At 52.7% G+C, this 22,109-nt stretch carries 18 protein-coding genes and 2 tRNA genes; 1 reads left to right on the forward strand and 19 read right to left on the reverse strand.

Annotation, left to right across the window (positions count from 1 at the left end; translation table 11 throughout):
- Positions 1 to 24 precede the first annotated feature (24 nt).
- The 3 genes from EYY67_RS20115 to EYY67_RS20125 are packed head-to-tail and all read right to left on the reverse strand — an operon-like array spanning position 25 to position 3,328.
- Positions 25 to 1,188 carry an ABC transporter permease gene (locus EYY67_RS20115; RefSeq protein ID WP_095923649.1) on the reverse strand — a complete coding sequence of 388 codons (1,164 nt, stop codon included), beginning with the start codon at positions 1,186 to 1,188 and terminating at the stop codon, positions 25 to 27.
- A complete protein-coding gene (locus EYY67_RS20120) occupies positions 1,185 to 2,369 on the reverse strand; it encodes an ABC transporter permease (protein WP_195818098.1) in 1,185 nt (394 codons plus the stop codon). The genes EYY67_RS20115 and EYY67_RS20120 overlap by 4 nt, the downstream gene beginning before the upstream one ends.
- A complete protein-coding gene (locus EYY67_RS20125) occupies positions 2,354 to 3,328 on the reverse strand; it encodes an HlyD family secretion protein (RefSeq protein ID WP_095925225.1) in 975 nt (324 codons plus the stop codon). Before EYY67_RS20125 ends, EYY67_RS20120 begins: the two co-directional genes overlap by 16 nt.
- A gap of 244 nt (positions 3,329 to 3,572) precedes the next feature.
- On the opposite strand from EYY67_RS20125, the gene EYY67_RS20130 reads away from it, so the two are divergent.
- Positions 3,573 to 4,598, forward strand: a complete 1,026-nt coding sequence (locus EYY67_RS20130) for a luciferase-like monooxygenase (protein WP_095923650.1) — start codon at positions 3,573 to 3,575, stop codon at positions 4,596 to 4,598.
- An 85-nt stretch (positions 4,599 to 4,683) separates the two neighbouring features.
- Here EYY67_RS20130 and EYY67_RS20135 read toward each other — a convergent pair whose 3' ends face one another.
- The 16 genes from EYY67_RS20135 to ftsH all read right to left on the reverse strand — a co-directional run bounded on the left by EYY67_RS20135 (position 4,684) and on the right by ftsH (position 22,092).
- Positions 4,684 to 6,606 (reverse strand): DEAD/DEAH family ATP-dependent RNA helicase, encoded by a 1,923-nt coding sequence (locus EYY67_RS20135; protein ID WP_095923651.1) that lies wholly within the window; start codon positions 6,604 to 6,606, stop codon positions 4,684 to 4,686.
- On the reverse strand, positions 6,596 to 6,676 hold the full coding sequence (yrbN, locus tag EYY67_RS24950; RefSeq protein ID WP_096335046.1) for a protein YrbN: 81 nt from the start codon (positions 6,674 to 6,676) through the stop codon (positions 6,596 to 6,598). Before yrbN ends, EYY67_RS20135 begins: the two co-directional genes overlap by 11 nt.
- 115 nt (positions 6,677 to 6,791) lie before the next feature.
- Positions 6,792 to 7,676: a lipoprotein NlpI gene (nlpI, locus tag EYY67_RS20145; RefSeq protein ID WP_014333708.1), complete on the reverse strand. Its 885-nt coding sequence runs from the start codon at positions 7,674 to 7,676 to the stop codon at positions 6,792 to 6,794.
- A 129-nt stretch (positions 7,677 to 7,805) separates the two neighbouring features.
- The gene (gene pnp, locus EYY67_RS20150; RefSeq protein WP_095923652.1) at positions 7,806 to 9,929 is read right to left on the reverse strand and encodes a polyribonucleotide nucleotidyltransferase; all 2,124 of its coding nucleotides are present in this window, start codon (positions 9,927 to 9,929) and stop codon (positions 7,806 to 7,808) included.
- A gap of 273 nt (positions 9,930 to 10,202) precedes the next feature.
- The gene (gene rpsO, locus EYY67_RS20155; protein ID WP_014333706.1) at positions 10,203 to 10,472 is read right to left on the reverse strand and encodes a 30S ribosomal protein S15; all 270 of its coding nucleotides are present in this window, start codon (positions 10,470 to 10,472) and stop codon (positions 10,203 to 10,205) included.
- A gap of 122 nt (positions 10,473 to 10,594) precedes the next feature.
- Positions 10,595 to 11,539 (reverse strand): tRNA pseudouridine(55) synthase TruB, encoded by a 945-nt coding sequence (truB, locus tag EYY67_RS20160; protein WP_119823397.1) that lies wholly within the window; start codon positions 11,537 to 11,539, stop codon positions 10,595 to 10,597.
- The gene (gene rbfA / locus EYY67_RS20165) at positions 11,539 to 11,952 is read right to left on the reverse strand and encodes a 30S ribosome-binding factor RbfA (RefSeq protein ID WP_095923654.1); all 414 of its coding nucleotides are present in this window, start codon (positions 11,950 to 11,952) and stop codon (positions 11,539 to 11,541) included. The genes truB and rbfA overlap by 1 nt, the downstream gene beginning before the upstream one ends.
- Positions 11,953 to 12,031: 79 nt before the next feature.
- The gene (gene infB / locus EYY67_RS20170; RefSeq protein WP_095923655.1) at positions 12,032 to 14,725 is read right to left on the reverse strand and encodes a translation initiation factor IF-2; all 2,694 of its coding nucleotides are present in this window, start codon (positions 14,723 to 14,725) and stop codon (positions 12,032 to 12,034) included.
- A 24-nt stretch (positions 14,726 to 14,749) separates the two neighbouring features.
- The gene (gene nusA, locus EYY67_RS20175) at positions 14,750 to 16,258 is read right to left on the reverse strand and encodes a transcription termination factor NusA (RefSeq protein WP_119823399.1); all 1,509 of its coding nucleotides are present in this window, start codon (positions 16,256 to 16,258) and stop codon (positions 14,750 to 14,752) included.
- Positions 16,259 to 16,281: 23 nt separating this feature from the next.
- A complete protein-coding gene (rimP, locus tag EYY67_RS20180; protein ID WP_147243271.1) occupies positions 16,282 to 16,734 on the reverse strand; it encodes a ribosome maturation factor RimP in 453 nt (150 codons plus the stop codon).
- Between the two features lie 228 nt (positions 16,735 to 16,962).
- A tRNA-Met gene (locus EYY67_RS20185) sits at positions 16,963 to 17,039 on the reverse strand.
- A 59-nt stretch (positions 17,040 to 17,098) separates the two neighbouring features.
- Positions 17,099 to 17,185 (reverse strand) — tRNA-Leu (locus EYY67_RS20190).
- Between the two features lie 84 nt (positions 17,186 to 17,269).
- Positions 17,270 to 17,605 carry a preprotein translocase subunit SecG gene (secG, locus tag EYY67_RS20195; RefSeq protein WP_095923657.1) on the reverse strand — a complete coding sequence of 112 codons (336 nt, stop codon included), beginning with the start codon at positions 17,603 to 17,605 and terminating at the stop codon, positions 17,270 to 17,272.
- 235 nt (positions 17,606 to 17,840) lie between these two features.
- Positions 17,841 to 19,181 (reverse strand): phosphoglucosamine mutase, encoded by a 1,341-nt coding sequence (glmM, locus tag EYY67_RS20200; RefSeq protein ID WP_095923658.1) that lies wholly within the window; start codon positions 19,179 to 19,181, stop codon positions 17,841 to 17,843.
- 2 nt (positions 19,182 to 19,183) lie between these two features.
- Positions 19,184 to 20,023, reverse strand: a complete 840-nt coding sequence (gene folP, locus EYY67_RS20205; RefSeq protein WP_095923659.1) for a dihydropteroate synthase — start codon at positions 20,021 to 20,023, stop codon at positions 19,184 to 19,186.
- Between the two features lie 125 nt (positions 20,024 to 20,148).
- On the reverse strand, positions 20,149 to 22,092 hold the full coding sequence (gene ftsH, locus EYY67_RS20210; protein ID WP_095923660.1) for an ATP-dependent zinc metalloprotease FtsH: 1,944 nt from the start codon (positions 22,090 to 22,092) through the stop codon (positions 20,149 to 20,151).
- Positions 22,093 to 22,109 lie beyond the last annotated feature (17 nt).

Genomic DNA, 22,109 nt, shown 5'->3' on the forward strand with positions numbered 1-22,109 from the left:
GGCCTGGCGGTCATCTCCCTTTTTTTATGCGTGCGGAGGTTTCGGCCTGAACATCGCCCGCAACCGGACGCCATCGCGCAGCATGCCCACCGCAATGCCAATAAAGGTGTAAAAGCCACAAAGGATCAGCAGCATCAGAATGTCGCCGCCGACGTCTTTGAACGGCAATCCCATCTGATTCACGCCAGCAATCGCCTTGGTCGCCCACGTTGAAGGCAGCATCGAAGAGATCGCCCTGACCCACGCAGGCATCGCCTGTAACGGCCAGATGGTGCCGGAAATGTAGAACACCGGCGTGGTCAGAAACGCCAGCGTCAGGTAGATCAGCTCCACGCTGCGCAGACATTCTGTCACCAGCTTTCCAAGCCCCAGCACCGCCAGCAGGAACGGGAAGGTCAGCAGCAGGATCTCCGGAATACTGGCGGTCTGCCGGTAGCCCAGCACCCACGGCCACAGCACAAATAAGACGATCGACAGAAACAGCCAGACCGGGATCAGCGCCGAAATGCCGCCCAGAAACGCCGGGATCGCCGGTTTCCCCGAAGGGCCGCTGTTGAGCACAATGCTGACGCGTACGCTGGCGATCAGCAATGAGTGCTGCAATAACATCACCAGCAAACCGGGGAAAATAATCGCCGCAAAGCTGATGCCGGGGTTAAACACATCAAGAGACTGGCCGAGGATCGGTGAAAGCACCACGCTGGCCTGTCGCTCGCTGAAACCGTTGCTGAGCAGCAGATCGGTGTTGTACTGCGTGAGGATCGACTGATACGCCGACAGCACGTCCTGCTGGATCTGACCGTTCGCCAGCCGGTTGGTGGCATCGCCATACACCGGGATCACGATGTTTTGCCCGGCGAGGATCTTCTTCTCCAGATCGACCGGCATGATGATCACCGCGAACAGTTTCCGCAGCGCCAGATCGTGTTCCGCCTCAGCCAGATTGTCATAAGCCACCGTGGCGATTTTCGATCCCGCATCGAGCTGGCGCGCCAGCATACGGCTGGCCGTGCTGTGATCCTGGTCGATCACGGCCACCGGCAAATCCCACACCGTGCGGTTGGCATACACCAGACTCATCACGCACAGCGAAAGCAGCAGCATCATCCACATCGGCTTATCGAGCAATCCGGTCAGCACTTTGCTGAATGTTTTCCACCAGGTTTTACACCACTCGCGACCGGTCATTGGCCTGGCTCCTGTTGTTTCATCCGCATATACAGGCGCTTGCGCACCAGCAGGCTGGTCAGTAACGGATAGATCAGCAGTATGCAGCACACCATCAGTATGCCGCGCACCGAGACTTCGCGCAGGAAGACGTCAAACATGGCGGCCAGCGCGTAACTCAGCGGTTCGATACCGGAAATAATCCGCGCAGGCAGCGGCATCGACAAGACCGGGATCGCCATGCCGGAAAACGTCAGCGCGATACTGACGAAAATCCCCATCATGGTGTATGCCGTGATGGTGGTTTTGGTGAAAGTGAACAGCAGTAAACCGAGACTTTGCGCGGCGATGACATAGAAGAAACCAATCACCAGCATATACAACGGATTACCGCTGACTCGCGCATCGAAAAAGCCCACCAGCATGGCGATTTCTACCATCAGTAAGGTGGTGAAACACAAGGTGTAGGGGGCGAGTTTGCCGAGCAGCGCCAGGGTGAAAGACGGCGCACTGAGTAACGCCTGACTGCGCGCCATCACGTAAATCATGCAGGTCACGGTGAACAGTTGCAGCAGATGGATGGTCGCCGCAAATTGCTGATAATAAATGTAACTGCCGCTGGCATTGAACAGGCTGCCGTAAGAGACGTCGACGCTGGCCAGCGACGGCAGCGTTTTGCCAATTTTCGTCGCTATTATAGAACGGTAGCTGGTATTAAGTTCGGTGATCAGCCCGCTGAAATCCTGAGTGGAATACAGGCCGGCACCGTAAAATAAGGCGTTGTAATAGAGCACGGCGCTGGGTTGTTTTCCCGCCAGCACGTCCGCTTCAAAATCATCAGGAATATACAACAGGGCGTAATCCTGCGCGGTACGCAGACGGTATTCCGCCTCCGGTAATCCGCCCGCAAAGGCCTGCACATGCGCGTGTGATCCGGCATCCAGTTTGCGGGTCAGCGTTTTCGACAGCGAGCTGTGATCGTTATCCACCACCGAGACCGGCAAATCCAGCAAGGTGCCTTCAGAGAAGTTACTGCTGATCAGGCCGAACAACAGCAAAGGAAAAATCCAGCACAGCCAGTGGATCACCGGCTTGCGGAAAGCATGTCGGGTCTCGCGGGTAAAAGCACGACTGAAACAGCGCCATGCGGCTTTTATCCTTTCGCTGCGCGGCGCTTTAACCGGCTTCACTTCGCCTTCCATTGCCATAACGCGCTCATGCCCTGACGCAGGCCGGGCACAGGCTTCGCGGGATACAGACGCACTTCAAAGGTTTTCAAATCGAAGTCACCGGTCGCGCGCGTGGCACGTTTGGTGGCGTAATCACCAAGCGGCGCAATGTAGCGCACTTCAGCTTCAATCATCTGGTTATTCAGCGCGGGAACGCGCATCTGCACTTTGTCGCCCTTGCGCACGCCTGCCAGAATATCTTCACGCAGGTTAAACACGAAATAGGCATCCGGCAGACGGACTAAGGTCAGCAACGGGCTGGAAGCGCTTTGCAGCTCGCCCACTTCTACCGGGATCGGCCCGACCTCGCCATCAACCGGCGCTTTGACCTGTAAATCATCGGTTTGCGCTTTCACTTCCAGCAGATCTTCTTCCGCCTGCCGCAACTGCGCGGCATAGCTTTCGCGCTGTTCGACACGGTCGCCGTTCACGCCTTCGTCCAGATTGGCTTTGGCGACTAATACCTGCTGATAGGCACTGTCACGGGCACGGCGGGAATCTTCTAAATCAGAAGCCGAAATAAACCCTTTCGCGGCCACTTTGGCGTTACGGTTGTAGAGGTCACGGGCATTGATGTATTCCGCCTGAGACTGCGCCAGCGTCGCCTTCAGGTTACGGATACTTTCTTCGCGGGTGCCGTTAACGGAGAGATCAAGCTGAGCTTTTGCCTGATCGCGGGCAGCTTCGGCGGCGCGTAACTGCGCCATCAGCTCAGGGCTGTCGAGGGTGATCAACAGCTGTCCGGCTTTAACATCGTCGCCGCGCTCCACATGGCGTTCAATCACACGGCCTTTGGCTTTCGACGCCACAATCACTTCCGGCGCGTCAACTTCGCCCTGTAACAACAGATCCTGATTGTGCGCACGAAACAGCACCGCCAGAGAAACCGCGACTGCAACCAGCAGCAGGGTCAGTAAAATTCGTTTACTCATCGGTGCGACATCCTTTTTGTTCGCCAGATTCAATAATAACGGGGTGAACAGAGAGTTTTTAACACAAAACAACATATTGGCCGAAATGATAGTTTAAGTTATTTCAATCTGTTTTTAGGATGTTTAAACGGCATGTAAGGGCACAAATGCCGTATTCAATACGGCATTATTGGGTAATACTCGTTCTAATTATGAGCGGAGTGAATGCTTCTCCCCTCACCTCCATCAAGAGTGAGCCGCGATTATGTCTGATAAAAATACCGTTCCCCTTTCCGTGCTCGACCTGGCTCCCGTTCCGCAAGGTGCCGATCCTGCCCGCGCCTTCCAGTGTTCACTGGAACTGGCGCAGAACGCGGAAAAATGGGGCTATCAACGTTACTGGATGGCTGAGCATCACAACATGACCGGCATTGCCAGCGCGGCCACTTCCGTGCTGCTGGGCTATATTGCGGGCGGCACGAAAACCATCCGCGTCGGTTCCGGCGGCGTGATGCTGCCCAACCACTCACCGCTGGTGATTGCTGAACAGTTCGGCACGCTCGCCACGCTGTATCCGAACCGTGTGGATCTGGGGCTGGGCCGCGCGCCGGGCACCGATCAGCGTACGATGATTGCACTGCGCCGCCATCTTTCCGGTGAGGTCGATAATTTCCCGCAGGATGTACAGGAATTGCAGCTGTATTTCGGCGACGTTCAGCCGCAGCAGGCCGTTCAGGCGGTGCCGGGACAAGGTTTACATGTGCCAATATGGTTACTGGGTTCAAGCCTGTACAGCGCCCAGCTGGCGGCGGCGCTTGGGTTGCCGTTTGCCTTCGCCTCGCACTTCGCGCCGGACATGCTTTATCAGGCACTGGCGATTTATCGCAGCAAATTCCAGCCTTCAGCACAGCTTGAGAAACCGCATGCGATGGTCTGTATCAATGCTATCGCCGCGGATACAGATGAAGAAGCGCGCCGCATGTTTACCTCCAACCAGCAGCAGTTCATTAATCTGCGTCGCGGAATGCCGGGCAAACTGCCTGCACCGGTCGATAACATCGAAAGCTTGTGGTCAGCTCAGGAACGCTTTGGTGTGGATAATGCGTTGCGCATGTCGGTGGTCGGTAATCAGGAGACGGTGCGTCAGGGTCTGCAAAACATTCTGCGCGAAACCGAAGCCGATGAACTGATGATCAACGGCCAGATTTTTGATCATCAGGCACGTCTGCATTCCTTTGAAATCGTTTCGCAGTTGCAGGGTGAACTGGTCAAAGAACAGCGCATCAGCTAATCGCTTTCCTGAATTCAGGACGAAAAAAAACCAGCCTGTGAAGGCTGGTTTTTTATTATCTGACGTTCAGCGAACTGAATGCAGATTATGCGTCAGAAGTACGACGTGGTGCGCGGCTTGGCGGACGACGGTCGCCAGCAGCTGAAGAACCTTCACGACGATCACCGCTGAAAGAACGTGGAGCACCGTTACCACGGCCACCTTCACGACGTTCACCGTTGAATGGACGCGGAGCACCGTTACCACGACGCTCACCGCCAGCACCGGCCGGACGATCACGACGTGGAGCTTGTGGCACCGCATCACCGATCAGCTGCATGTTCATCGGTTTGTTCAGGATACGCGTACGGGTGAAGTGAGACAGGATCTCGCCCGGCATACCTTTCGGCAGTTCGATAGTAGAGTGCGTACCGAACAGCTTGATGTTACCGATGTAACGGCTGCTGATGTCGCCTTCGTTAGCGATAGCGCCAACGATGTGACGCACTTCAACACCATCATCACGACCCACTTCGATGCGATACAGTTCCATTTCGCCAGCGTCACGACGCTCACGACGTGGGCTGTCACCATCACGTGCAGGACGGTCATTGCTGCGAGCCGGACGGTCACGACGATCGCCACGATCACCGCGGTCGCCACGGTCTTCAAATTCACGACGTGGTGGACGGCTTTTGAAGACCGGATCCGCTGCAACGATCAGAGGACGTTCGCCCTGTGCCATTTTCAGCAGTGCCGCAGCCAGTGTTTCCACATCCAGCTCTTCTGCAGGTTGCAGTTTCGCCAGCAGCGCACGGTACTGATCCAGATCACTGCTTTCCAGTTGTTGCTGAACTTTCGCTGCAAACTTAGCCAGACGACGTTCGCCCAGAACTTCTGCAGTTGGGATTTCAACTTCCGGAATGGTCAGCTTCATGGTGCGTTCAATGTTACGCAGCAGACGACGTTCACGGTTCTCAACGAACAGTAATGCGCGACCTGCACGGCCAGCACGACCGGTACGACCGATACGGTGAACGTAAGATTCTGAGTCCATCGGAATGTCGTAGTTAACAACCAGGCTGATACGTTCTACGTCAAGACCACGTGCTGCCACGTCGGTTGCGATCAGAATGTCCAGACGGCCATCTTTCAGACGTTCCAGAGTCTGCTCACGCAGCGCCTGGTTCATGTCACCGTTCAGTGCAGCGCTGCTGTAGCCGCTACGTTCCAGGGCTTCAGCCACTTCCAGGGTCGCGTTTTTGGTACGAACGAAGATAATCGCCGCATCAAAATCTTCTGCTTCCAGGAAACGTACCAGCGCTTCGTTTTTACGCAGGCCGTACACAGACCAGTAGCTCTGGCTGATGTCAGGACGGGTTGTCACGCTTGACTGGATGCGCACTTCCTGAGGCTCTTTCATGAAGCGACGGGTAATGCGACGGATAGCTTCTGGCATGGTTGCAGAGAACAACGCGGTCTGATGTTCAGCCGGGATCTGCGCCATGATAGTTTCGACGTCTTCGATGAAGCCCATACGCAGCATTTCATCGGCTTCGTCCAGCACCAGACCGCTCAGATTAGAGAGGTTCAGGGTGCCGCGTTTCAGGTGGTCCAGCAGACGGCCCGGTGTACCCACAACAACTTGTGGTCCCTGACGCAGTGCGCGCAACTGGACGTCATAGCGCTGGCCGCCGTAAAGGGCAACCACATTCACGCCATGCATGTGTTTAGAGAAATCAGTCATTGCTTCAGCAACCTGAACCGCCAGTTCGCGGGTCGGTGCCAGAACAAGAATTTGTGGTGCTTTCAGTGAAGCATCAATGTTGTGCAGCAGCGGTAAGGAGAATGCAGCTGTTTTACCGGAACCAGTCTGAGCCATACCCAGAACGTCGCGGCCATTTAACAGGTGAGGAATACACTCAGCCTGGATTGGTGAAGGTTTTTCGTAGCCCAAATCAGTCAGGGCAGAAATGATCGGAGCAGACAGCCCCAGGTCAGCAAAAGAGGTTTCAAGCTCAGTAGTCATGTACACGTGCCTCATTAATAATGGCAGCCAGTCTACATAACTCGTCGAGAAAATTTTCAGTCATTTTCATTGAAAAGTGTGAACCGGCTCAAATTAGATTATAAAACGAACAAAGCAACCCTCGCCCGTTAAGGCGCTTAAAAATGGTAAAAACCATGATTAATCAGGCTGATTGGTGTCGTCAGCTATTGCTGGTCCGATTCTGATAGGTCGTCTTGCTCATGGCCCAAAAGCGCCAATTCCAACAATGCATAGCGGTGCTCAACAAAGTTATGAACGTTGTTAGCTACCGTCAGTTTGAACAGTGCCGCAGCGCTGTTCTTGTCCCCCAGACTTAGGTAATGCTTACCTAAATAGAAGTCAGTTTCACTGAGATGCTCAGCGAGCGAAGTGTTATCCGTTGCTTCTGCCTTGAGGCGTTCCATCAGCGTAGATTCGCTGATTTTGCCCAGGTAGAATTCGACGATATTCCATCCCCATTGCCCTCTGTCCGCTTTGTCATAACGCTGTTGCAGCGCTACGTCGGCATTCTTCGGATTGATTTCTCGCTCCGCAAGATAAAGCCATAACGAACGGAAGGGATCATTTGGATCGTCTCGATAAAACGCCTGCAGATCATCCTGCGCTAACGAGAATCGGCCACCGTAATACAGGGCGATACCTCGGTTCAAACGCGCGTAGTTGTAAGTTGGATCAAGCTCTAGTACAGAATCAAACGCTTCATAGGCAGCATCGAAATTGCCTGCCTGCGTTAGGTAAATCCCCAGGTAGTTAAAAACTTCTGGCATATCAGGACGAATAGACAGCGCTTGTGAAAAATCATTTCGCGCCAGTGCTCTTAGCCCGAGACTATCATACAGCACACCGCGCTCATATAATAGCTGTGCTCTCTCATCATCGGTTAATGACCGACTGGCAAGTATTTGTTCCATGCGTGCCAGGATGACTTCCTGCTGCAACGTCGGCTGCAACGGAATCGCCAGAACTTCATTTTTACGCCAATCATGGTTGCTGCATCCTGCCAACATAAGTGCTGTCGCAACATAACACCAGCGCAAGAAAGGCTTCATTTCTACTCCCGGAGACAAACATTGGATGAACATCCTGTCATCCGCTTGCTTAACACAAACGCGTCCTGCGTCCGTGAGACGAACAGCTCCCTTCCAGATGGAAAGGAGCTGTAAAACTTCTGTTACGGATTATTCTGCTGCAGGTTGCTCAGTTGTTTCGTCCTGAGAAGGTGCGGTAGCTTCTTTGATGCTCAGACGCACACGACCCTGACGGTCAACTTCGAGAACTTTAACCGGCACTTCCTGACCCATCTGCAGGTAATCAGTCACTTTCTCAACACGCTTGTCAGCGATCTGAGAGATGTGAACCAGACCTTCTTTACCGCCGCCGATGGCAACAAATGCGCCAAAGTCTACGATACGGGTCACTTTACCCTGATAGATACGGCCAACTTCGATTTCAGCAGTGATCTCTTCGATACGACGGATAGCGTATTTTGCTTTCTCGCCGTCGGTTGCTGCGATTTTCACAGTACCGTCATCTTCGATTTCGATCGTGGTGCCTGTTTCTTCAGTCAGCGCACGGATCACAGAACCACCTTTACCGATCACGTCCTTGATTTTGTCCGGGCTGATCTTGATGGTGTGGATGCGTGGAGCAAACTGAGAGATATCGCCACGTGGGGTGCTGATAGCCTGTTCCATCACGCCCAGAATGTGCAGACGCGCACCCTTAGCCTGATTCAGAGCCACCTGCATGATTTCGCGGGTGATACCTTCGATTTTAATGTCCATCTGCAGCGCGGTGATACCGTCGCGGCTACCGGCCACTTTAAAGTCCATGTCGCCCAGGTGATCTTCGTCACCCAGAATGTCGGACAGAACGATAAAGCTTTCGCCTTCTTTAACCAGACCCATTGCGATACCGGCAACAGCGGCTTTAATCGGCACGCCTGCATCCATCAGGGCCAGAGATGCGCCACAAACAGAAGCCATTGAAGATGAACCGTTAGATTCAGTGATTTCAGAAACCACACGTACGGTGTACGGGAAGTCTTCTGGTTTAGGCATCATCGCCAGCACGCCACGTTTAGCAAGACGGCCATGGCCAATCTCACGACGTTTTGGCGAACCCACCATCCCGGTTTCACCTACAGAGTATGGAGGGAAATTGTAGTGGAACAGGAAGCTGTCAGTTTTCTCGCCCATCAGCTCATCCAGGTTCTGTGCATCACGGGCAGTACCCAGTGTTGCAGTTACCAGCGCCTGAGTTTCACCACGGGTGAACAGAGCAGAACCATGGGTACGTGGCAGAACGCCAGTACGCACGTCCAGACCACGGATCATGTCTTTTTCACGGCCATCGATACGCGGCTCGCCACGCAGCACACGGCTACGCACGACGTTCTTCTCGATGCTGCCCAGAATGTCAGAGATTTCGCCAGCGTCCAGGGATTCGTCTTCAGCTTGCAGAGCCTGAACAACGTCAGCCTTGATCACGTTGATCTGGTTGTAACGCTCTTGTTTCTCGGTGATCAGGTACGCATCACCCAGACGGGATTCAGACAGTGCAGCAACGCGGGCATGCAGCTCAGCGTTAACCACTTCTGGCTGCCAGTCCCATTTTGGCTTACCGGCTTCAGCAACCAGTGAGTTGATGTTGTCGATAACGATTTGTTGTTGTTCGTGGCCGAATACAACCGCGCCCAGCATCTGATCTTCGCTCAGCACTTCAGCTTCAGATTCAACCATCAGAACCGCGCCCTGAGTACCGGCAACAACCAGGTCCAGACGGCTTGTTTTCAGCTCATCTGCGGTTGGGTTCAGAACATACTGGTCGTTGATGTAACCAACGCGTGCAGCACCGATTGGGCCGTTGAATGGAATACCAGACAGGCTCAGGGCAGCAGACGCACCGATCATCGCAACGATGTCAGGGTTAACTTGTGGGTTCAGGGAAACCACAGTCGCGATAACCTGAACTTCATTCAGGAAGGAGTCCGGGAACAGAGGACGAATCGGACGGTCAATCAGACGTGAAGTCAGGGTTTCGCCTTCGCTTGGACGGCCTTCGCGACGGAAGAAGCTACCCGGGATACGACCAGCAGCGTAAGTACGCTCCTGATAGTTAACCGTCAGCGGGAAGAAGCTCTGACCTGGTTTTGCTTTTTTCTGGCCAACAACGGTAACGAATACCGCGGTGTCGTCCATGCTAACCATAACAGCGGCAGTTGCCTGACGAGCCATCATGCCGGTTTCCAGCGTAACGGTGTGCTGGCCGTATTGGAATTTACGAATAGTCGGATTAAGCAATGTAATATCCTTTTGTATGGTGCGCAGCTGTTATGACAGCAGTTCACACCGATAAATATCCGAGCTTCTCACTACATTCTCGCGACTAATGACAATCCTTATTTACCTGACAAAGTGGCAATAAAGTCTCTCATTAGCCGCGCGAAAACATCTGTAACGGAAGTTCATGTTCTTAGAATAACAGTAGAAACAGCAGCCATACAGTACCCTGATTTGGCTTTGCTTCCTAGAATAAAGGGGCCTATTGGCCCCTTTACACTGAAACTCGCTTGATTAGCGACGCAGACCCAGACGTTCGATCAGGCTGGTGTAACGTGCTACATCTTTACGCTTCAGGTAGTCCAGCAGTTTACGACGCTGAGAAACCATACGCAGCAGACCACGACGGCTGTGGTGATCTTTTTTGTGCTCTGCAAAGTGGCCTTGCAGATGGTTAATTTGAGCAGTCAGCAGAGCAACCTGAACTTCGGTAGAACCACTGTCGTTAGTGCCGCGACCGAAGTCGGAAACGATCTGAGCCTTAGCTTCAACGCTTAGAGACATAATCTTACTCCAAAATATTATAGATAATTAAACGGGTGCCGATCTCTAATTCAGCAACCCAATGCATAAGCTGCGCTATTCTACCCTTTGCTATATATGATCGCAAGGTGAGCAGAAAGCGCTTAATCCGTGTATTCGACCACTAAACGACGCGGCGCAATGCGGCCATCATCATCGATTTCGCCTACACCAATAAACTTACGTTCTTCGCCTTCGGTGATGCGAACCATGCCGCTGACTGGCGCGCCCGATGCCTGCACAGGTTGACCCTGTTTGACATAGCCGGCGACCACAGGCAGCAGATTCACTTCCGGGAAGTCTTCACATGCGCTGTCCATCGGCAACAACAATGGATCCAGCAGTAAGCGCGGTTCAATACCCTGCTCTTCTGCCTGAGCGATCAGTTCATGGAGTTTTTCCATGGTGACCATCCGCTCTGAAGGATACGTTGCCACCTGCAAACGACGCAGATAGGTGACGTGTGCGCCACAGCCCAGCTTCTCGCCCAGATCATCCACAATCGTGCGGATGTAAGTGCCTTTTGAGCAATGGATTTCCAGCTCAACTTCAAAGCCTTCCCAGCGTATGAATTTCAGTTCATACACGGTAATGCTGCGCGATTCACGCGGCACTTCGATACCCTGACGGGCATACTCATACAATTTCTTCCCTTCATATTTCAGTGCTGAATACATGGAAGGAATTTGCTGGGTTTCCCCACGGAAACTGTCGAGTGCGTCATCCAGTTGCTGCTGAGAGAAGGTCATTTCACGTTCGGAAATGATGGCACCTTCAGCATCTGACGTATCTGTGCGTTGTCCCATGCGGGCAATCACGCGATAGCGTTTGTCAGAATCGAGCAGGAACCGGGAAAACTTGGTCGCCTCGCCTAAGCACAGCGGCAACATGCCGGTCGCTAAAGGATCGAGCGCACCGGTATGTCCTGCGCGGTTAGCGTTATACAGGCGTTTAACCTTTTGCAGGGCATCGTTAGAAGACAAGCCTAAAGATTTGTCCAGTAGCAGAACGCCGTGTATATCACGGCCGCGGCGACGTGGGCGACTCATTATGCGTCCTCGTCATCGCCTGCAGCTGAACGGCGTTCAGCATCGTTTTTCACGACGTTGGTCACCAGATTGGACATACGCATACCTTCAACCAAAGAGTTGTCGTAAGCGAAAGTCAGTTCTGGCACGACACGTAAACGCATCGCTTTGCCGATCAACGTACGGATGAAACCTGACGCGTCCTGCAAGGCTTTGATGCCATTTTTAACACGATCAGGATCGTGGTTGTCAGTCGTCAGCACGTCCAGGAAGGTCACGAACACTTTGGCGTAAGCCAGATCACGTGAAACTTCAACGCCTGACACTGTCGCCATGCCTACGCGCGGGTCTTTGACTTCGCGCTGTAAGATGATGGCGATTTCTTTTTGCATCTCCTGAGAGACACGCTGAGTACGGCTAAATTCTTTTGCCATGATGCTTTTCTCCTCACTTGCTCCAGACAAATAAGGGGGCGCAAGGCCCCCCATCTGGATATCAGCTACTTCGCAAACGTTAAGCGATAGTACGTTTGATCTCGATGATTTCGAAGACTTCGATCACATCACCAGTACGCACATCGTTGTAGTTCTTAACGCCGATACCACATTCCATGCCGTTACGAACTTCAGCAACGTCATCTTTGAAGCGACGCAGGGATTCCAGTTCGCCTTCGTAGATCACCACGTTTTCACGCAGTACACGGATTGGGTTGTTACGCTTGATCATACCCTCAGTCACCATACAACCTGCAATAGCGCCGAATTTCGGTGACTTGAACACGTCACGAACTTCAGCCAGGCCGATGATTTGCTGTTTGTATTCTGGCGCCAACATACCGCTCATCGCCTGTTTGACTTCGTCAATCAGGTTATAGATAACGGAGTAGTAACGCAGATCCAGGCTTTCGCTTTCTACAACACGGCGGGCAGACGCATCTGCACGGACGTTGAAGCCCAGAATGATCGCGTTGGAAGCCGCAGCCAGTGTCGCATCAGTTTCGGTGATACCACCGACACCCATACCGACGATCTTAACTTTAACTTCGTCAGTAGACAGGCTTTGCAATGCATCGGAAATCGCTTCACAAGAACCCTGAACGTCTGACTTCAGAACGATGTTCAGTTCAGAAACTTCACCTTCGGTCATGTTCGCGAACATGTTTTCCAGTTTAGATTTCTGCTGGCGAGCCAGTTTAACTTCACGGAATTTACCCTGACGATACAGAGCCACTTCACGTGCTTTTTTCTCATCACGTACAACGGTAACTTCATCACCCGCAGCCGGTACACTGGACAGACCCAGTACTTCGACAGGGATAGAAGGACCCGCAGACGTAATATCACGACCCATTTCGTCACGCATCGCACGGACACGGCCGTATTCGAAGCCGCACAGAATGATGTCGCCTTTGTTCAGCGTACCTTCCTGAACCAGTACGGTAGCAACCGGGCCACGACCTTTATCCAGGAAGGATTCGATCACAACACCGCTTGCCATGCCAGTGCGAACAGCTTTCAGTTCCAGAACTTCGGCCTGCAGCAAGATAGCCTGCAACAGATCGTCGATACCGGTACCGACTTTCGCAGAAACATGGATGAACTGAGATTCGCCGCCCCACTCTTCCGGCATAACGCCGTACTGAGACAGTTCGGTACGAACGCGGTCTGGATCAGCATCTGGTTTATCGATTTTGTTTACCGCAACAACGATTGGCACGCCAGCAGCTTTCGCATGCTGAACCGCTTCGATAGTTTGCGGCATCACGCCGTCATCGGCGGAAACCACCAGAACGACGATGTCCGTTGCCTGAGCACCACGAGCACGCATAGAGGTAAACGCGGCGTGTCCCGGTGTATCCAGGAAGGTGATCATGCCGTTTTCGGTTTCTACGTGGTAAGCACCGATGTGCTGAGTAATACCACCGGCCTCGCCTGCTGCCACTTTCGTTGAACGAATGTAGTCGAGCAATGAGGTTTTACCGTGGTCAACGTGGCCCATGATGGTCACAACCGGAGCACGAGGCTCAGCGGCTGCGGAAGCACCAGTGTCACGATCGCTCATCAGCGCTTCTTCCAGTTCGTTCTCACGACGCAGGATAACTTTGTGGCCCATTTCTTCTGCAACCAGCTGAGCAGTTTCCTGATCAATCACCTGGTTGATGGTTGCCATAGCGCCCAGTTTCATCATGGTTTTGATGACCTGAGAACCTTTCACTGCCATTTTATTGGCCAGCTCAGCAACAGTAATGGTTTCGCCCACGACAACATCGCGGTTTACGGCAACAACAGGCTTGTTAAAGCTCTGCTGCAGCGTACTTGGCTTGCGCTTGCCTTTGCCGTTACGGCCGACAGCACGGGCTTCTTCGCGATCCGCTTTAGATTCGGACAGCTTGTTGCCTTTTTTCTGTTTGGTTGCTTTACCACCGCGGGTACGGCTGCGACGTTCGCCTTCAACTTTGGCGTCATTTTCGTCTTCAGCGGCACGAGCATGGGTAGAAGTGGTGACATGATAGTCAGCAGATTCTGATTCGCTTGGTGCGGTAGCTTCAGTCCAGACACCCGAGTCAGCCATTTTACGGGCCTCTTCTGCGATGCGTTTAGCGTTTTCTTCGATCTTACGCTGGGCTTCTTCTTCCGTTTTGCGTTTAAGCTCTGCGGCTTCAGCTTCACGGCGTGCTTTCTCTGCCTGAGCTGGTTTAGTTACTTCATCGGTATTTTGGTTGGTCACTTTATCTTTTTCCGCTGCATCACGCTTAGCTTTATCAGCGGCCTCACGTTTAGCTTGCTCTTCGGCGGCGCGTTTGGCTTTTTCCTGAGCTTCGCGCTGGGCTTGCTCTGCTGCTGCACGCTGTGCCTGTTCTTCCGCGTCACGCTTCGCCTGCTCTTCCGCTTCGGCCTGGGCAACTTCTGCCTCGGTCATATCACGTTTAACATAAGTGCGTTTCTTGCGGACCTCGATTTGCACCGATTTACTCTTCCCGCCGGTGCTCGGAATATTCAGTGTACTACGCGTTTTGCGTTGTAACGTCAGTTTGTTTGTCGCACCGGCATTTCCGCCATTCAGGTGCGCCAATAAAGTTTCTTTTTCTTGCTGGGTCACAGAGTCAGCTTCGGACTTTGAGATCCCTGCATCAGCAAATTGCTGTACCAGGCGATCTACCGGAGTCTGAATCTCTGCCGCCAGCGATTTTACAGTTACATCTGTCATGCTGTTCCTTCCTGCTACAGTTTATTACGCGTTGTCGCCAAACCAGCAGATATTGCGCGCGGCCATGATAAGTTCACCAGCCTGCTCGTCAGTAAGACCTTCAATATCAGCCAGATCGTCGACACCCTGCTCGGCAAGATCTTCCAGCGTACAAACCCCTTGTGCAGCCAGTTTAAATGCCATGCTGCGTTCCAGACCCGCCAGGTTAAGCAGATCGTCAGCAGGCTTTTTGTCACCGAGACTTTCTTCCTGAGCTAAAGCCAGTGTGGTCAGCGCTTCTTTCGCACGTTCGCGCAGCGCATCCACGGTGTCTTCATCCAGGCCGTCGATTTCAAGCAGTTCGTTGACTGGCACGTAAGCCAGTTCTTCAAGCGTAGAGAAACCTTCTTCAACCAGAACCGTGGCGAAATCTTCATCGATGGCCAGATATTTGGTGAAGGTATCAATCGCAGCGTGTGCCTCAGCCTGATGTTTGGCTTGCAGGTCGTCTGCTGTCATCACGTTCAGTTCCCACTTGTCATCACCACGATGCTGTTTCAACAGTTGGGAGGCTAAACGCACGTTCTGGCCATTACGGCCAATCGCCTGTGCCAGATTGCTGGCTTCAACGGCGATATCCATGGTGCACTTGTCTTCATCAACCACGATGGACGCGACATCTGCCGGGGCCATTGCGTTGATAACGAATTGCGCAGGGTTGTCATCCCAAAGGATGATATCGATACGTTCGCCGCCCAGTTCACTGGAAACAGCCTGAACGCGTGCACCACGCATGCCGACACAAGCACCGACGGGGTCGATACGTTTGTCGTTAGTTTTCACGGCAATTTTTGCACGGGAGCCAGGATCACGGGCTGCCGCTTTAATTTCGATCAGCTCTTCGCCGATTTCCGGCACTTCAATGCGGAACAGTTCAATCAGCATCTCGTTACGTGAACGGCTGACGAACAGCTGAGCACCACGTGCTTCTGGGCGAACATCATACAACACGCCACGAATACGGTCGCCGGAGCGGAAGTTTTCACGAGGAAGCATGTCTTCACGCAGGATAACGGCTTCAGCATTGCTGCCTAAATCCAGGGCGATGCTGTCGCGGTTAACTTTCTTAACGACGCCAGTGACGATCTCACCTTGCTGCTCACGGAACTGATCGACCACCATCGCGCGCTCAGCTTCACGTACTTTTTGTACGATAACTTGTTTAGCGGTCTGTGTGGTAATACGGTCGAAAGTGACCGATTCGATTTGGTCTTCGATATATCCGCCGAGTTCGATTGACGGATCTTCGTATTGCGCAGCTTCAAGGGTGATCTCGCGGGTTGGCTGAGTCACTTCGTCGACTGCCACCCAACGACGGAAGGTATCAAAGTCACCGGTTTTGCGGTCAATGCTGACGCGGACTTCGATTTCCTGCTCGTATTTTTTCTTGGTCGCCGTTGATAATGCAATTTCCAGCGCTTCAAAAATCTTCTCGCGCGGGAGGGATTTTTCATTAGAAACTGCTTCTACAACAGCCAGAATCTCTTTGTTCATCCTAGTTGCCTCTTCCAAACTCTTTAAAAGTGGGGTACCAGGTTCGCTTTCTGGATGTTGCTCAGTGCGAACACTTCATCTTTCCCTTCCACCGTCACCGTGATCATCTCGCCTTCGACAGCTTTGATAATGCCCTGCCATTTACGACGGTTCTGCACGGCCATACGCAGGACAATGCTGACTTCGTCGCCGAGAAAACGTTGATAATGTTCAGCGGTGAACATAGGACGGTCAAGGCCTGGAGAGGAAACTTCCAGGTTGTAGGCGACGGTGACTGGATCTTCAACGTCCAGTACAGCGCTCACCTGGTGGCTGACATCAGCACAATCATCAACATTGATCCCGGCGTCACTATCAATATAGATGCGCAACGTCGATTGGCGAGCCCGAACGAACTCGATGCCCACCAGCTCAAAGCCAAGTGCCTCGACTGGTGCTGTAATCAGCTCTGTTAATTTTTGTTCTAATGTGGACAAGCCCACCCCCAAGACATAAAAAAAGGGCTAAATAGCCCAGTGATTCTGTTGCCAAATAACAAAAAACCCCGATAAATCGGGGCTTTATGCAACTGGACCCTATTCGCCGCAAAGCGGCTTCGGTACAACTTTCGCGAAGTATTTATTTCAAATCGAAGCTTTCAAATGGGAACTGCAGAACATCACAGGAAGACCGAAAGTCTATTTGAAATAAACACTTAGGGAAAGTGGTTGCGGGGGCCGGATTTGAACCGACGACCTTCGGGTTATGAGCCCGACGAGCTACCAGGCTGCTCCACCCCGCGTCCGAAAACGTGGCAAATACTACGCCGATAATCGCTAAAAAGCAAATTATCATAAAGATTGGTACCGAGGACGGGACTTGAACCCGTAAGCCCATTCGGGCACTACCACCTCAAGGTAGCGTGTCTACCAATTCCACCACCTCGGCACTCTTTTTTTCGCAATCGCTTATACTGTCCGAGCATAAGCCATTGTTTGAAAACTTGTCTTCTTTCTAAAAGAAGTTTACTGCTTAGTGAGGAACATCACTGTTAGGCGCTGCTGGAGCTGCCGGTGCAGTTGTCTGCTCAGTTTTCACTGGCTGACTCAGATTTTCCCACTCACTGCCTTTTTGGCCTTTATTGGTGCTCATGTTCCCGAGAATCAAACTAATGATAAAGAACAATGCTGCCAAAATGCCGGTCATACGGGTCATGAAGTTACCGGAACCACTCGAACCGAACAATGTGCCAGAAGCACCTGCTCCGAAAGAGGCTCCCATATCAGCGCCTTTACCTTGCTGCAGCATAACCAGAGCGACAAGCCCGATTGCTACGATAAGGAAAATCACCAGAAGAGCGTCGTACATAGTAGTACCTGTATCCTCGCGGGTTCACCGCATGCCAATTGCTTCTCACCATTTAGCAGGTCATCAAAGGACCCACTGAAGCGGGTGTGAATACTAACCAAAGCCGTATTGCCGTGCAAGGGCAATTTTCATCAAACGGTTTGTTTGCGGAAAAAAACGGCAAATCTGGATAAATCCGGCGACAGGGATGTTCAGTCGCCAGGCATACACCGAAAATTTACCGTTTTTTATCAGCTTACGCTTTCACTGCTTTTACGGCGTCAGCAATGCGGTTAGCCAGTTTTTCCACCAGTTCCGCATCTTCCCCTTCCACCATGACCCTCAGCAGAGGTTCGGTGCCAGACTTACGCAGCAATACGCGGCCCCGTCCGGCCAGCTGTTTTTCAACCTCAGCCGTCACCTGCTTCACTTCTTCTGCTTCCAGAGGATCATGTTCCCCCGCAAAACGGACGTTGATCAGGATCTGCGGAAGTAACTTCATGCCGCTGCACAGGTCGTGCAGACTCATATGGTTACGCACCATCGCGGTAAGCACTTGCAAACCGGCAACAATACCGTCACCCGTGGTCGTTTTATCCAGCAGGATGATATGCCCGGAGTTTTCAGCGCCGATCCGCCAGCCTTTTTCCTGCATTTTTTCCAGTACGTAGCGGTCGCCCACTTTCGCACGGGTAAAGGGAATGCCCAGCTGTTTCAGAGCCAGTTCAAGCCCCATGTTACTCATCAGTGTACCGACAGCACCGCCTTTCAGCTGCCCCTGACGGAGTCCTTCACGGGCAATGATGTAGAGGATCTGGTCGCCATCCACTTTATTGCCTTCGTGATCGACCATGATCAGGCGATCGCCGTCACCGTCAAATGCCAGCCCGACGTGGGCTTTTTCTGCCAGAACGCGTTGCTGCAACTGGCGGACATCCGTTGCGCCGCATTCTTCATTGATGTTCATCCCGTCAGGCTCACAGCCGATGGTGATGACTTTGGCACCCAGTTCACGCAGCACGCTTGGCGCAATGTGATAAGTTGCCCCGTTGGCGCAATCCACGACAATTTTCAGACCATTCAGGCTGAGTTCGCTCGGGAACGTGCCTTTGCAGAATTCGATGTAACGACCCGCGGCATCGACGATGCGGCTGGCTTTGCCCAGCTCGGAAGATTCCACGCAGGTCAGGGGTTTTTCCAGTTCGGCTTCAATGGCCTCTTCCACTTCATCGGGCAATTTTGTGCCATCGATGGTGAAGAATTTGATGCCGTTATCATAGAAAGGGTTATGCGAGGCAGAAATGACAATGCCCGCTTCCGCACGGAAAGTGCGGGTCAGATACGCCACCGCCGGTGTCGGCATTGGCCCGGTGAAAGAGGCCGACAGCCCCGCAGCCGCAAGACCCGCTTCCAGCGCCGATTCCAGCATGTAGCCGGAGATACGCGTATCTTTGCCGATGATCACTTTACCTGAGCCGTGGCGCGCTAACACTTTGCCCGCAGCCCAGCCCAGTTTGAGAACAAAATCAGGCGTAATCGGCGTATCGCCTACTTTTCCGCGGATGCCATCTGTCCCAAAGTATTTACGGTTGCTCATAATTAATTTTTATCCCTTGCAGAAAGTGTCGCTTCCACGATACGCATCGCTTCAACGGTTTCTTTAACATCATGTACACGGACTATCTGAGCACCTTGCATGGCTGCAATGACCGCGCAGGCAACGCTGCCGGTTACCCGCTTCTCGGGGGAGACATGCAGAAGTTGTCCCACCATCGATTTCCTCGACATTCCCACCAGAAGCGGCAAGCCGAAATGATGGAACTCAGCCAACCGGGCGAGTAACTGATAGTTATGTTCTAAATTTTTACCGAAACCGAAGCCCGGGTCGAGCAGCAATTTGTTTTTCGGAATGCCGGCATTCACACAACGCGCGATTTGCTCAACAAAATACTGATCCACCTGCGCAACGACGTTGTCGTAGTGCGGGGATTGCTGCATCGTTTTAGGATCGCCTTGCATATGCATCAGACAAACAGGCAAGCCGGTTTCTGCGGCGGCCTGCAAGGCGCCGGGCTCCTGCAAAGAGCGGATATCGTTGATCAGATGCATGCCTGCGTTTGCCGCTTCGCGGATCACGGAGGCCTTCGACGTATCGACGGAGATCCAGACATCAAAACGACGCGCGATAGCTTCCACGACCGGCACCACGCGGGCCAGTTCCTCATCTTCGCTGACTTCTGCAGCTCCGGGGCGCGTTGATTCACCGCCAATATCGAGAATGGTTGCCCCGGCATCGACCATCGCCTGCGCATGTCTGAGCGCCAGATCTAAGGTGTTATGTCGCCCGCCGTCGGAAAATGAATCGGGGGTCACATTCAGGATCCCCATAACCTGGGGGAAAGTAAGGTCGAGCGTGAATTCTCTGGCTGTAAGGTGCATCAATCATGTCCCTTCTGATGAATCAATCATGGCTGTATCGGTTTCTGGCGCAAAGAATGCACGCATAAAAAACCCCGGGCAAGCCCGGGGTTGAGTGTTAACAGCGTTATTTTCCAGTCAGCCGCTTATTTGCCGCTGAATTGCTCAAACATCGTGTTGCCAGGGTTCGGCGTACGAGGTTCGTCAACAGGCGTTGGCGCTTTTGGCGCACCGCCGTCGTTAGAATTGCCGTTACCGTTTTTACCGTTAGCATCATCCCAGCCAGCTGGCGGACGAACTTCTGTACGGTTCATCAGGTCATCAATTTGCGGAGCATCGATGGTTTCATACTTCATCAGGGCATCTTTCATCGAATGAAGGATATCCATGTTTTCCATCAGCAGCGTACGCGCACGAATATAGTTACGTTCAACCAGAGATTTCACTTCCTGATCGATGATGCGGGCAGTTTCATCAGACATATGCTTGGCTTTCGCCACTGAACGGCCGAGGAAGACTTCGCCTTCTTCTTCCGCATACAGCAACGGACCTAACTTCTCTGAGAAGCCCCACTGCGTCACCATGTTACGCGCAATCGATGTCGCCACTTTGATGTCATTCGAGGCACCGGTAGAGACTTTTTCCACACCGTAGATGATTTCTTCTGCAAGACGACCACCATAAAGGGTAGAGATCTGGCTTTCGAGTTTCTGACGGCTGGCACTGATCGCATCGCCTTCAGGCAGGAAGAAGGTCACACCTAATGCACGGCCACGAGGAATAATCGTCACTTTGTGCACAGGGTCGTGTTCAGGAACCAGGCGGCCAATAATGGCGTGGCCCGCTTCGTGATACGCGGTAGATTCTTTCTGCGATTCGGTCATCACCATGGAGCGACGTTCAGCACCCATCATGATTTTGTCTTTGGCTTTTTCGAACTCAACCATCGACACCACACGTTTGTTACCGCGTGCGGAGAACAATGCCGCTTCGTTGACCAGGTTAGCCAGATCAGCACCTGAGAAGCCAGGTGTACCACGGGCGATCACTGAAGCATCAACATCGGTAGCCAGCGGAACGCGACGCATGTGAACTTTCAGGATCTGTTCACGGCCACGGACATCTGGCAAGCCCACCACAACCTGACGGTCGAAACGGCCCGGACGCAGCAATGCCGGGTCCAGAACATCCGGACGGTTAGTTGCAGCAATCACGATGATACCTTCGTTACCTTCGAAGCCATCCATCTCAACCAACATCTGGTTCAGTGTCTGTTCACGTTCATCGTGACCGCCACCTAAACCCGCACCACGCTGACGGCCAACGGCGTCAATTTCATCGATGAAGATGATACATGGAGCAGCTTTCTTCGCCTGTTCGAACATGTCACGCACGCGGGATGCGCCCACACCGACGAACATTTCTACGAAGTCAGAACCGGAAATCGTAAAGAATGGCACTTTCGCTTCACCTGCAATGGCTTTCGCCAGCAAGGTTTTACCGGTACCCGGAGGACCCACCATCAGAACGCCTTTAGGAATTTTACCGCCCAGTTTCTGGAAACGGCTTGGTTCGCGCAGGTAATCTACCAGTTCGCTCACCTCTTCCTTCGCTTCGTCACACCCGGCAACGTCAGCAAACGTGGTTTTGATTTGGTCTTCCGTCAACATGCGGGCTTTGCTTTTACCAAAGGACATTGCCCCTTTGCCACCGCCGCCCTGCATTTGTCGCATAAAGAATATCCAGACGCCAATCAGAAGCAGCATCGGGAACCAGGAAATGAAGATAGTCGCCAGGAAACTCTGCTGTTCAGGCGGTTCTCCAACAACTTTCACGTTTTTACTCAGCAGCGTATCCAGCAATTTAGGGTCATTGACTGGGATATAGGTTGTGTATTTGCTGCTGTCTTTTTTGATAACGTCAATCGCACGTCCATTGATACGTACTTCACGAACCTGGTCTTGGGCCACTTCGGTCGTAAACGTCGTGTAATCGACTTTACTGCCGTTAGATTCGCTGGGCCCAAAACTCTGAAATACAGACATCAATACAACTGCGATGACCAACCAGAGGATCAGGTTCTTCGCCATGTCACTCAAGGGATTAA

It is taken from the genome of Rahnella victoriana, from assembly GCF_004330295.1.
Taxonomy (GTDB): domain Bacteria; phylum Pseudomonadota; class Gammaproteobacteria; order Enterobacterales; family Enterobacteriaceae; genus Rahnella; species Rahnella victoriana.

Excerpts from the sequence above, each read along its gene's own strand:
- glmM (WP_095923658.1), bottom strand. The coding sequence starts at position 19,181 with ATGAGCAACCGTAAATACTTTGGGACAGATGGCATCCGCGGAAAAGTA.
- yrbN (WP_096335046.1), bottom strand. The coding sequence starts at position 6,676 with ATGAAAATGACTGAAAATTTTCTCGACGAGTTATGTAGACTGGCTGCC.
- EYY67_RS20135 (WP_095923651.1), bottom strand. The coding sequence starts at position 6,606 with ATGACTACTGAGCTTGAAACCTCTTTTGCTGACCTGGGGCTGTCTGCT.
- ftsH (WP_095923660.1), bottom strand. The coding sequence starts at position 22,092 with ATGGCGAAGAACCTGATCCTCTGGTTGGTCATCGCAGTTGTATTGATG.
- EYY67_RS20130 (WP_095923650.1), top strand. The coding sequence starts at position 3,573 with ATGTCTGATAAAAATACCGTTCCCCTTTCCGTGCTCGACCTGGCTCCC.
- EYY67_RS20125 (WP_095925225.1), bottom strand. The coding sequence starts at position 3,328 with ATGAGTAAACGAATTTTACTGACCCTGCTGCTGGTTGCAGTCGCGGTT.
- nlpI (WP_014333708.1), bottom strand. The coding sequence starts at position 7,676 with ATGAAGCCTTTCTTGCGCTGGTGTTATGTTGCGACAGCACTTATGTTG.
- truB (WP_119823397.1), bottom strand. The coding sequence starts at position 11,539 with ATGAGTCGCCCACGTCGCCGCGGCCGTGATATACACGGCGTTCTGCTA.
- rpsO (WP_014333706.1), bottom strand. The coding sequence starts at position 10,472 with ATGTCTCTAAGCGTTGAAGCTAAGGCTCAGATCGTTTCCGACTTCGGT.
- rbfA (WP_095923654.1), bottom strand. The coding sequence starts at position 11,952 with ATGGCAAAAGAATTTAGCCGTACTCAGCGTGTCTCTCAGGAGATGCAA.
- EYY67_RS20120 (WP_195818098.1), bottom strand. The coding sequence starts at position 2,369 with ATGGAAGGCGAAGTGAAGCCGGTTAAAGCGCCGCGCAGCGAAAGGATA.
- infB (WP_095923655.1), bottom strand. The coding sequence starts at position 14,725 with ATGACAGATGTAACTGTAAAATCGCTGGCGGCAGAGATTCAGACTCCG.
- nusA (WP_119823399.1), bottom strand. The coding sequence starts at position 16,258 with ATGAACAAAGAGATTCTGGCTGTTGTAGAAGCAGTTTCTAATGAAAAA.
- EYY67_RS20115 (WP_095923649.1), bottom strand. The coding sequence starts at position 1,188 with ATGACCGGTCGCGAGTGGTGTAAAACCTGGTGGAAAACATTCAGCAAA.
- secG (WP_095923657.1), bottom strand. The coding sequence starts at position 17,605 with ATGTACGACGCTCTTCTGGTGATTTTCCTTATCGTAGCAATCGGGCTT.
- folP (WP_095923659.1), bottom strand. The coding sequence starts at position 20,023 with ATGCACCTTACAGCCAGAGAATTCACGCTCGACCTTACTTTCCCCCAG.